Source organism: Kitasatospora sp. NPDC059571, assembly GCF_042735675.1.
Classification (GTDB): domain Bacteria; phylum Actinomycetota; class Actinomycetes; order Streptomycetales; family Streptomycetaceae; genus Kitasatospora.
The window spans coordinates 1-10,159 of sequence record NZ_JBHWBW010000278.1 but is presented as its reverse complement, the minus strand read 5'-3'; the positions used below and the strand labels follow the sequence as shown (position 1 = coordinate 10,159).

The following is a 10,159-nucleotide window of genomic DNA, read 5'->3' as shown; positions in this document are numbered from 1 at the left end:
GGCGGGGGTGCTATCTCCCCCCCGCCCACCCGCGACCGCCACACCCCCCCCCCCCCCCGGCGCCCCCCCGCCCCCCCCCCCCGGGCCCCCCCCCCCCCGGACCCCCCCCCCCCCGCACCGGTACCCCGCCGCGCGGCACCGGTACCCCGCCGCGCGTCCCCAGGAGGCGCAGCGGGGTGCCGGGGCGACCGGTGATCCGCCGGGTCTTCGGTCGCGCACCGGTCGTGCGGTTCAGGCCTCGGGCGGCGGCGGGCTCTCCGGCCGTCCGCCGTACGCGATCAGCGCGTAGAGGCCGATCACGTCGAGGGCGATGACCAGGACCGACCAGACCGGGTACGAGGGGATGAACGCCATCTGGGCGAAGGCGTTCAGGACGAGGACCGCCACGCCGAACCAGCGGGCGAGCTGGTTGCGGGCGAGGACGCCGGCCGCGGCGAAGCCCTGGGCGACGGCGAGGGCCAGGATGGCCCAGCCCCAGGCGCGCAGGTCGCCGAAGACGAAGCGGGCGCCGCCGACGAACACCTTGGAGCGGCTGATGGCGGCGATGCCGTCCAGTCCGTTGAACAGGGCCAGGACGCCGAGCATGACGGCGGCGAAGACCCGCATGGACTCGCCGGTGTCCGTGGTGCGCGGCGGTGCGGGGCGGAATCCGCCCGCTGGGTAGGGTGCGGTCGCCATCGTGGCCTCCGGAGGTGTCAGGGGCGTGCGCCCGGCGAAGTCCCCAGCCCAGACTGCGGGCCGTGGACCGCCTCCCGCACCACCCGCAGCGGGTGACCGGCGGCCCGCGCGCGAAGCCCGGGGCGCCCGCCCGCCGACCGGCCCGGGCATCCCGCCGACGCCCTGCATGCCGCGCCCCGTCGTGCGCGCGAACCCCCACCTGCCCTCGTCCTCGAACCACCCGGCCTGGCCCGGCCCGGGAGTTCCGGCGCGGTCCCGCAGGGCGGGCGGGGGCGTCTCGTAGGGTGGGCGGTGCCCGGGGTGTCGGGCGACGGTGGGCCGGGAGCGTGGCGTGGCGGATGCGGAGCGGGCCGACGGCGGCGGGCCCGCGGGCTCCCGGCGGGCGGTCGGACAGCGGACCTGGGCGCCGCTGCTCGCGGTGTGCGCCGGGTACTTCATGGTGATCCTGGACGTGACGATCATCAACGTGGCCGTGCCGGTGGTCGGCCGGGACCTGGGCGCCTCGCTCACCGGCATCCAGTGGATCACCGACGGGTACACCCTGGTCTTCGCGGGCCTGCTGCTGACCGGCGGGGCACTGGGCGACCGGCGGGGCAACCGGCGGGTGTTCTGCACCGGGGTCGCCGTCTTCACGGCGGCGTCCGCCGGCTGCGCGCTCGCGCCGTCCACGGCGGTGCTGATCGCCGCCCGGCTGGTCGAGGGCCTCGGCGCGGCGCTGATCGTGCCGGGCTCGCTGGCGCTGCTGCAGCAGGCCTACCCGGATCCGGCCGCGCGCTCGCGCGCCTTCGGCCTGTGGGGCTCGATGGCCGGCATCGCGGCCTCGGCGGGGCCGCTGCTCGGCGGACTGCTGGTCAGCACGGTCGGCTGGCGCTGGGTCTTCCTCATCAACCTGCCCGTCGGTGCCCTCTGCCTGGTGCTGACGCTGCGGCACGTCGGCGCCTCGCCCCGGCACCCGAACCGGGCTCTGGACTGGCCCGCGCAGATCGCCGTCGTGGCGGCCGTGGCACTGTTGACCACCGCGCTCAACGAGGCCGGCCGGCGCGGCTGGTCCGACCCCGCCGTGCTCACCGCCGCGGGCCTGTCGGTCGCCGCCGTCGCCGCGTTCGCGGCCCGTGAACGGTGGGCCCGGTCACCCGTGCTGCCGCTCGGCCTGCTGCGTTCGCGCGCGCTGAGCGGCGGGGCCGCGATCGGACTGCTGTTCAACTTCGCGTTCTACGGGATGGTGTTCACCGCCAGCCTGGACTTCCAGCACCAGCGCGGCTACGGCGCCCTCGGCACCGGGCTCGCCCTGTTCCCGGCGGTCGCGATGACCATGTTCGCCTCGGCGCTCTCCGGTCGGCTGGCCCGCCGGACGGGCCACCGCCCGCTCGTGGTCTCCGGCATGCTCCTGGCGGCCGCCGGACTGGCGGGCTGGGCGGCGGCCGGCACCGACCCCGCCTACCCGCTGCTGGTCGTCCCGATGATGGCCGCGGGGTTCGGCACCTCCTTCGCCCTGACCGGTGCGACCACCACCGTGATGTCGGCCGCCCCCGCCGCGTACGGGGGCACCGCCTCCGCCCTGTTCAACACCACCCGCCAGATCGGCAGCGCGGCCGGGGTCGCGCTGGGCGGCACCCTGCTCGCCACCGCGGCCGGCTACGGCGAGGGCGTGCGGGTGAGCATGGCCGTCGGCGCGCTCGCCTACCTCACGGCCGCCGTGCTGGGCCGCCTCTGCGTCCCGGCCCCGACCCCGGCCGGCCGGATCGCGGACCGGCGGTCGGACGGCTGAGGGACCGCCGACGGGGGATCAGTGGGCGGGCGGCGCCGGGAGCGGACCCGGGGGAGCCAGGTGGTGCCAGGCATGGCTGCACCCGTGCGCGCAGGAGCCTTCGCGTCTGCGCTCGTCCGCGACGCCCAGTAGGGCGGTCAGGAGCCGGAACGACTTCACCCGCTCGCCCCGGGGCAGGTTGACGATCTTCCCCAGCTGCTCGGAGACCCGCCCGCGCGCGATCAGCACCGCCGGCGTGTGGGTCGGGCGGATGCCCGACCGCCGGATGCTCTCGGCCGCGTCGTCCGTGGTGGCACGCGCCTGAAGGCCCGCGTGCACAGCCGTCACCAGCACGGCGCGCTGCCGGTCGTCGGCGAGGCCCTCGAACCACGCGACACCCTCTGCCATCGGGCGCAGCCCCTGCGCCAGTTCGTTCAGGACGGTTGCGTACTCGGCCTCCATGACCCCACCTCCCCTTGTCCGGACGGATGATGACACAGCGGCGGATCCGGCCGCCGGGAGTTCCGCCGGGTGTCCGGCGCCTCCCGATCGGCCGTCCGACCAGGTGTGACAACCTCGGGTTGTCGCACGTGCCGGGCCCGTTGTTGGCTCTCCCGGCCGCGCGCGGGGTCTGCTGGGTGCGGCGGTCGCGGCCCGGGTGGGCCCGATCGCCGCCGTGCCCGATCCCGTTCCCTTCCCGGCTGTACGCGAGGACCTGATGACCGACGCTCCCGACCTCTCCTTCCTCGACACGCCCGGCCTGCCGGCGGCCTTCGTTGCGGAGACCCGGCCCCGGGCCCACGGCGCCGGGCTCGACCTCTACGCGTACGACCGGGTCACCGCCGGGCTGCGCTCGCTGACCGAGTGGCCGGACGTCTGCCGCGCGGCCGCGGACCGGCACCGGGCGGCAGGCGCGGCCGCCGCGGGCGAGGGCCGGACGAGGACGGCCGGGGAGGCGTACCGGACGGCGGCCCGCTGGTACCACCTCGCCGGACTGGTCCCGCACCCCGACCGGGCGGCCGCCGCCCGCATCGCCGCCGCGGCGGACCGGGCGATGGGGGAGGCACTGGCCCTGCTGGAGCCGGAGGCCGAACGGCTCGTCGGCGAGGGGTTCGCGGGTTGGCTGCGCCGGCCGGCCGGGGTGCGGCGGGCGCCCGTGGTGGTGATCGTCCCCGGACTGGACTCCGGCAAGGAGGAGTTCCACCGCGTGGCGGAGGCGCTGCTCGCCCGCGGGACGGCGGTGTTCGCCATGGACGGCCCGGGCCAGGGCTCGCTCGCCGCCACCAGCACGTTCGAGCCGGACTACCACCTCGTCGTCGGCCGCGTGATCGACACCCTCCGCGCATGCGGGGACGTGGACGCGTCGCGGGTCGCCGTGATCGGGCTCAGTCTGGGCGGCTGGTTCGCCGCGACCGCGGCGGCCCGCGAGCCCCGGCTACGGGCCGCCGCACTGGTCAGCGGCCCGTACCGGCTGGACTGGGACGGCGTCGTCCCGTTCGTCCGGGCCACCCTGGCGCAGCGATGCGGCGGCACCGCGGCGGCCCGGGCCTTCGCCCGCCGGGTGGACCTGGCCGGCCTCGCCGCCGCGATCGAGGTGCCGCTCCTGGTCGTCGAGGGCGGCGAGGACCGCATCCCCGGCGTCACCAACGCCGACCTGCTGGCCCATCAGGTGGACGGTGCCGAGCTCCTGTTCGTGCCGCACGGCAACCACCTGCTCGGCACGGCCCTCGCCGACTGGCTGCCCGCCACCGCCGACTGGCTCACTGCCCGCCTCGACGGTCCGCTGGCCACCGGCCCGCTCACTCCCGGCCCGCTCCCCACCGGCCCCGACGCGGGCTGACCGTCCCGTTCGCCGTGGCTGCACTGCGGGCGGAGGTCGGGCCGGCCGGTGGTCAGGGGAGGCGGTGGTGGCCGCGGATGCGGAACATCTCGCGCCGGTACTGGCGCTGTCCGACCAGCCGCCACAGGATCCGGCCCGGCAACGGCAGGCGGCCGAGGAACTCGGCCCGCTCCTCGGCCGTCGCGTCCTCGAGGATCGCGCCGAGCGCGACCATCAGCCGGTTGCGCGGGGTGTCGGCCAGGCCGCGCTCGCCCACGGCCCGCCACTGGGCCTCGCTCACATGGGCGGCGACCAGCGGCATGACCGTGGTCTCCTCGGCGTCCAGATGCGCGCAGAGCACCCTGCGGTGCTCCTCCAGCGCGGCGATCAGGGCGTCGCGGTCCTCGGCGAGCGCGCCGTCGGCCCAGCAGTCCATCAGCGGCGCCGTCCGGGTGAGGGTTTCGGCCAGCTCGCGATGCTGCTCCGCCATGGCCCGCACCTGCGCGTCGTCCGGGTCCAGGTGGGCGGTGACCGCGGGCCAGAGCAGCTCGTCCTCGCCCTGGTGGTGGACGTGCAGGCCGAGGGCGTAGGTGCGCCAGGCCTGTGCGAGGACGGTGGCGCGGGCGGTGTCGCCGACGGGCACCTTCGCCACCAGCTCCGGCATCAGCCGCGACTCGCGGCGGAAGATCCGGTGGATCATCGCCATCTCGCGGGTGTACGGGTGCGGGGCGGCCTCGGCCGCGATGTTCGATGTCACAACGTTCACCTTGGGATTCCGGTCATGTGAGGGTGTACGGCCGAGCGCAGTGCGGGCGCTCCGGGCCGGGTCATGGCTGTCTGCACGGGCGGGCCGTGGGGGGGGGGGGGCCTATGTCTTTCGTCAAGCTCGACGAGAGGATGGGCGTCATGACAAATGGCGGCCAGGAGCGGGACAGGATGGGGCGCACTGCGGTGCACGATGCCGCAATGCGCGGCGACGTTGCCAAGCTGTGCGAGCTGTTGGCGGGCGGGGCGGATCCGGATGCTGTGGATGCGGCGGGTTGGACCCCGTTGCACTTTGCCGCGCAGGCGCAGGACCCGGTGACCGCCGAGGCGCTCCTGTCGGCGGGTGCGTTGGCGGATGTAGGCGATCAGCATGGTTGTACTGCCTTGTGGCGGGCTGTTTTCAGCTTCAGGGGCGAGGGCGCGACGTTGGGCGTGCTGCTGGAGGCTGGCGCTGACCCCGACCAGGAAAACGCGCACGGAGTGAGCCCGCGTGGCCTGGCCGGCAGGATCGCGAACTACGATGCGGCGGCCCACCTGCCTCGTGGCGAGTGACCCAGCCGGTGAGCACAGGCCTGACTTCTGGCCCGGTCAGGCTGAGGATGCCGGTCGTGATTCGTAGAACGTGCCGTCCCGGAGCATGGCGAACAGGACGTCGACCCTGCGTCTGGCCAGGCAGAGGAGGGCCTGGGTATGCCGCTTCCCCTGACCGATCTTCGTGTCGTAGTAGCCCCGGGATGCCGGATCGCTGAGTGAGGCGAACGCGGCCAGGAAGAACGCCCGTTTCAGCTGCTTGTTGCCCCGTCTGGAGGGTTGCTCGCCGCGTATGGAAGAGCCGGAACTGCGGGTCGTCGGCGCGAGCCCGGCGTAGGACGCGAGGTGGGCGGCGCTCGGGAAGGCGCTCGCGTCGCCGACGTCGATCAGGACCCGGGCGCCGGTCCGCGTTCCGATGCCGGGCATCGAGGTCAGGATCTTCGACAGAGGGTGCTGGTCCAGCAGTTCCTGGATCCGCTTCTCCAGGAGTTTGCGCTGGTCGAGGACGGCCCGCAGTGAGCCTGCCAGGCTCGGCACGATCAGCGCGGCCGCCTCGGTGCCCGGGACGATCACGGTCTGCTCGTCGAGCGCGGTGAGGATGTCCTCGACGAGGCGCTCGAACATGCGCGGGGCCAAGGGCCGGGCAGCGCTCTGCAGGCGGCGGCGTCCTGCATTGCGCAGGGCGGCCGGTGAGCCGAACCGCTCCAGCAGTGCCAGTACCGCCGGGTGGTCGATCCGCGGTCCCAGCACGCGTTCCAGGTGCGGGTGGATCTGGGTCAGCAGGCCGCGCAGGCGGTTGGCGACGCGGGTGGCCTCGCCGGCCAAGTCGTCGTCGAATCCGACGATCATCTCCAGTTCGGCGATGGTCTCGTCGGTGAGCTCGATGCCGCGCAGGGTGTGCGGCATGGTGCGGGCGGCGTCCGCGATGATCGCAGCGTCGCGGGCATCGGTCTTGGCCTCGCCGGGGTAGAGGTCGGCGATCCGGCGCATCGTCAGGCCGGGAAGGTACGCGACGCGGCATCCGGCGTCCCGCGCGACGGCCAGCGGCAGGGCGCCGATGGAGGCCGGCTGGTCGACCACGACCAGGACCGTGCCGTGCTTCGCGGTGAGCTTCTCCAGCATCGCCCGCATCTTGGGCTCGCTGTTCGGCAGCCGCTTGTCGAAGACCCGCTTGCCCGCCCGGGTCACGGCGGTGCCGTGGTGCTCGCCCTTGCCGACGTCCAGGCCGAGGAAGACGTCCACATCGCCGGTGTCGATCACGCTGATCCCTTACGAGGTCGTACCGTCCCGGCCTCGTTGGCGTGGCACCAGTCGCCGGCATCCACGTTACGAAGAGCCTCCCAGCGAGCTGGTGGTCCTGCCCCTATCAGCGGTCTACCGATGCCTCCGGCCCGGTGACACCACCCCCCGGATCATGCGAACTACAGGGGGGAACAGTCATGCCGGACCGGAGGCCGGGAGCCCCGTTGCGGGGCCACGAAGAAGGTAACGGGGGGGGGTACGGGCGTGGGCTGGCCGTGGCTGCGGGCGCCGACCGGCGACCCGCGGCAGGCCCGTCTCCCCGCGGGGGCGTTCAGCCCTGCGAGTCGGGGCGCAGCGGGGAGGACGGCGGCGGACCGGAGACCGCGGTGGCACGGCGCGCCCGCCGCATCCGCCGGGCCGACCGCGCTCCGCGGGGGGCGGCCGACGGCCCCCCGTGTTCGTCCGGCAGCACGGTACCCACCCCCCGACCCGTCCCCGTCGTCCGATCTCCCGGTCCGCGCGGCGCCCCGCCCCCACGCGCACGGCCCGGCCGTCCGAGGGCCGGGCCCGGGGCGCCGGTGTGCTGCACGTCGACGCCGGGACCCAACCCCGCGGGGCCGAACGTCCTACGGACCGGACCGCACGTCAGGGCGGCAACGCCCGGTGCGGCGACCCGGTCGACCACCCCGTCGAACTGACCCCCGGTCACCCTAGCAGTGCGCCAGAGAGCGCTTCCAAATACGATCACGGCTCCCTGTGCCCCCGCAGGCCCGACGCGGAGCGGCGTTTCTGACGGTGCGTCGCGGTCGTTCGGGTACCTCCCGGACCCTTTCGCGACCCGATCGGACGTACCCGGTCGGCCCGTGTCACCATCACGGGAGACCGCTCGGCGTCCGCCGGGCGCGCCACTCGACCGGAGGACCTGATGCCGCTTCCCTCGGAGCCGCTGCGCAGGCTCGGCTTCCTGACCATCGGCCTGTTCGACGGAGCGGACCCGCGGCCGGGCCACGAGGCCACCCTCGCGCTCGTCGAACTCGGCGAGCGGCTCGGCCTCGACAGCGCCTGGCTGCGGCACCGCCACCTCCAGTACGGCATCTCCTCCCCGGTGGCGGTGCTGGCCGCGGCGTCGCAGCGCACCCGACGGATCGAGCTGGGCACCGCGGTCATACCGCTCGGCTGGGAGAACCCATTGCGCCTGGCGGAGGACCTGGCGACGGTCGACATCCTGTCCGGCGGCCGGCTCAACCCGGGGGTCAGCGTCGGCCCGCCGATGCACTACGACCGGATCAGGGCGGCGCTGCACCCCCACACCGCCGACACCGAGGACTTCGGCCACGACCGGCTGCGCCGGCTGCTGGACTTCGTCCGCGGCGAGCCGGCCAGCGACTTCCGCGGCACCGAGGGCTTCGAGGTGTTCTCCGACCGGGTTCAGCCGCAGGCCGCGGGCCTGGGCGACCGGATGTGGTACGGCGCCGGCAGCCTGGCCTCGGCGCGCCGGGCGGGCGAGAACGCGATGAACCTGCTGACCAGCAGCGTGGTGAAGGCCGAGGAGGGCGAGGACTTCGCGGCGGTGCAGCTCGCCCAGATCCGCGCCTTCCGGGCGGCGCACCCCGGCGGCGCGGGTGCCCGGGTCTCGCAGGGCCTCGTCGTGATCCCCACCGACAGTGCCGGCCCGGCCCAGCGGGCCCGCTACCGGGAGTACGCCCGGGCGCGGCTGCCGCGCACCACGGCACCGCAGGGCCCGGCGCGCCTGCTGTACGCGCCCGACCTGGTCGGCACGTCGGAGCAGATCGCCGAGCAGCTGTACGCCCACCCCGCGTTCCGGGAGGTCGACGAGGTCGCGTTCGCGCTGCCGTTCACCTTCGAGCAGGAGGACTACGTGCAGATCCTCACCGACATCGCCACCCGGCTCGGCCCGGCGCTCGGCTGGCACCCGGCCGCCTGAGCCGCCGGCGGGTCCGCGTCACGATCGGCGCGGGGTCACGTCCGGCCCGCAGTCATGTCCGGCGTCGCGCCACGTCCGGCGTCACTCCTGGTCCGGGGCCCCGACGAGCCGGGTGAGCAGGCCGCGCAGGGTCTCGCGCTCGCCCGGGGACAGCGGGGCGAAGCAGTCGGCGAGCACCTCGTCGGCGACCCGGTGCCCGGCCTCCAGGATGCGGGTGCCGGCATCCGTCAGATGGTGCTCCATCCGCCGGCCGTGCCCGGGCCGGCGCTCGACCAGCCCCTGCGCGCCGAGGCGGCCGATCAGGGCCCCGAAGGACTGCTCGCTCTGGAACGTTGCCGCGGCCAGCTCCCGGGCCGAGGCGCCGGGCGTGCGCCCGATGGCGCGCAGGGCGTCCCACTGCGCCAGGGTCGTGCCCGCGGACGCCAGGGCGCTGTCCAGGGCGCGGTGCTGGCGGTACTGCGCCTGCTTCAGTGCTCTGCCGAGAATCTGCAGCTCATTGTGCATGGCGCGAGTCTACGTGATGACCAAGCTAGCTTAATTAAACATCTTTAGTTACTCTGGCGGCATGCTTGCGGACACGACGACACACCTGACCCCCGACCTGCCCCTCACCCTGTCCGAGACGGGGAGCGGCCGACCGGTCCTGATCCTGCACGGCGGTGGCGGCCGGGCCACGGTCGCCGGCCTCGCCCGGCACCTCGCGGCCGGCGCGCACACCCTGGTGCCCGTGCACCCCGGCTGGGACGGCACGCCGCGGCCCGAGTGGATCACCGGCATCGACGTCCTCGCCCGGACGTACCTGGAGTTCCTGCGCGGCCGCGGGCTGCGCGACGTCCTCGTGGTCGGCTCCTCGCTCGGCGGCTGGCTCGCCGCCGAACTGGCCGCGCAGGACGAGGACGGCACGGTCACCGGGCTGGTGCTGATCAATGCGGTCGGCATCGACGTGCCCGGTGAGACGATCACCGACGTCTTCGTGCTCGATGCCCGGGGCCTCGCCGAGCACTCCTGGCACGACCCGGACCGCTTCCACCTCGACCCGGCCGACCTCCCCGAGGAGGAACTCGGACGCCGGAAGGGCAACATGGTCGCCGCCCGGGCCCTCGCCGGGGACCCGTACATGCACGACCCCGCGCTGCTGCCCCGGCTCGGCCGGCTGCAGGTGCCGGCCCTGCTGGTGTGGGGCGAGAGCGACCGGATCGTCAGCCCGGAGTACGGCGCGGCCTACGCCCGCGCCTTCGGCAACGGCCGGCTCCATCTCGTCCCGGAGGCCGGCCACCTGCCGCACGTCGAGCAGCCCGAGGTGACGTTCGCACTGGTCGAGGGCCACCTGAAGGCGACGGGCAGCGGCGCGGCGGCGCCCGGCGGTATTCGCGCGCCCCCGACGCCCCGCGCCACCGACGCGCGGGGGGGGGCTGGGCGCGGGGGCGCGCGC

At 75.0% G+C, this 10,159-nt stretch carries 9 protein-coding genes and 1 pseudogene; 5 read left to right on the top strand and 5 right to left on the bottom strand.

Going from position 1 to position 10,159, the window contains the following annotated elements; all coding sequences use genetic code 11:
* Window positions 1-231: 231 nt before the first annotated feature.
* Window positions 232-678 carry a hypothetical protein gene (locus ACFV0G_RS25865; protein ID WP_380552546.1) on the bottom strand — a complete coding sequence of 149 codons (447 nt, stop codon included), beginning with the start codon at window positions 676-678 and terminating at the stop codon, window positions 232-234.
* A 331-nt stretch (window positions 679-1,009) separates the two neighbouring features.
* On the opposite strand from ACFV0G_RS25865, the gene ACFV0G_RS25860 reads away from it, so the two are divergent.
* Complete coding sequence (locus tag ACFV0G_RS25860; RefSeq protein WP_380552543.1) at window positions 1,010-2,446, top strand: MFS transporter; 1,437 nt, start codon at window positions 1,010-1,012, stop codon at window positions 2,444-2,446.
* 18 nt (window positions 2,447-2,464) lie between these two features.
* Here ACFV0G_RS25860 and ACFV0G_RS25855 read toward each other — a convergent pair whose 3' ends face one another.
* Window positions 2,465-2,887 carry a DUF5958 family protein gene (locus ACFV0G_RS25855; RefSeq protein ID WP_380552540.1) on the bottom strand — a complete coding sequence of 141 codons (423 nt, stop codon included), beginning with the start codon at window positions 2,885-2,887 and terminating at the stop codon, window positions 2,465-2,467.
* Between the two features lie 256 nt (window positions 2,888-3,143).
* On the opposite strand from ACFV0G_RS25855, the gene ACFV0G_RS25850 reads away from it, so the two are divergent.
* Entirely contained in the window at window positions 3,144-4,265 is a 1,122-nt protein-coding gene (locus ACFV0G_RS25850) for an alpha/beta hydrolase family protein (RefSeq protein ID WP_380552537.1), read from the top strand.
* Window positions 4,266-4,317: 52 nt separating this feature from the next.
* Here ACFV0G_RS25850 and ACFV0G_RS25845 read toward each other — a convergent pair whose 3' ends face one another.
* Entirely contained in the window at window positions 4,318-5,001 is a 684-nt protein-coding gene (locus ACFV0G_RS25845) for a hemerythrin domain-containing protein (RefSeq protein ID WP_380552534.1), read from the bottom strand.
* A gap of 113 nt (window positions 5,002-5,114) precedes the next feature.
* On the opposite strand from ACFV0G_RS25845, the gene ACFV0G_RS25840 reads away from it, so the two are divergent.
* Window positions 5,115-5,561: an ankyrin repeat domain-containing protein gene (locus ACFV0G_RS25840; RefSeq protein WP_380552531.1), complete on the top strand. Its 447-nt coding sequence runs from the start codon at window positions 5,115-5,117 to the stop codon at window positions 5,559-5,561.
* A 36-nt stretch (window positions 5,562-5,597) separates the two neighbouring features.
* Here ACFV0G_RS25840 and ACFV0G_RS25835 read toward each other — a convergent pair whose 3' ends face one another.
* Window positions 5,598-6,800, bottom strand: coding sequence for an IS110 family transposase (locus ACFV0G_RS25835; RefSeq protein WP_380552528.1), 1,203 nt, complete (start codon window positions 6,798-6,800; stop codon window positions 5,598-5,600).
* 907 nt (window positions 6,801-7,707) lie between these two features.
* Here ACFV0G_RS25835 and ACFV0G_RS25830 point away from each other — a divergent pair.
* Entirely contained in the window at window positions 7,708-8,727 is a 1,020-nt protein-coding gene (locus tag ACFV0G_RS25830) for an LLM class flavin-dependent oxidoreductase (protein WP_380552525.1), read from the top strand.
* A gap of 81 nt (window positions 8,728-8,808) precedes the next feature.
* Here the strand turns inward: ACFV0G_RS25830 and ACFV0G_RS25825 are convergent, their stop codons facing one another.
* Window positions 8,809-9,231: a MarR family winged helix-turn-helix transcriptional regulator gene (locus tag ACFV0G_RS25825; RefSeq protein ID WP_380552522.1), complete on the bottom strand. Its 423-nt coding sequence runs from the start codon at window positions 9,229-9,231 to the stop codon at window positions 8,809-8,811.
* A 61-nt stretch (window positions 9,232-9,292) separates the two neighbouring features.
* On the opposite strand from ACFV0G_RS25825, the pseudogene ACFV0G_RS25820 reads away from it, so the two are divergent.
* A pseudogene (locus ACFV0G_RS25820) lies at window positions 9,293-10,066 on the top strand (alpha/beta fold hydrolase); the annotation flags it as partial.
* Window positions 10,067-10,159: the final 93 nt, after the last annotated feature.

Coding starts and splice junctions, on each gene's coding strand:
- ACFV0G_RS25865 (WP_380552546.1), bottom strand. CDS start 678: ATGGCGACCGCACCCTACCCAGCGGGCGGATTCCGCCCCGCACCGCCG.
- ACFV0G_RS25825 (WP_380552522.1), bottom strand. CDS start 9,231: ATGCACAATGAGCTGCAGATTCTCGGCAGAGCACTGAAGCAGGCGCAG.
- ACFV0G_RS25830 (WP_380552525.1), top strand. CDS start 7,708: ATGCCGCTTCCCTCGGAGCCGCTGCGCAGGCTCGGCTTCCTGACCATC.
- ACFV0G_RS25855 (WP_380552540.1), bottom strand. CDS start 2,887: ATGGAGGCCGAGTACGCAACCGTCCTGAACGAACTGGCGCAGGGGCTG.
- ACFV0G_RS25840 (WP_380552531.1), top strand. CDS start 5,115: ATGTCTTTCGTCAAGCTCGACGAGAGGATGGGCGTCATGACAAATGGC.
- ACFV0G_RS25850 (WP_380552537.1), top strand. CDS start 3,144: ATGACCGACGCTCCCGACCTCTCCTTCCTCGACACGCCCGGCCTGCCG.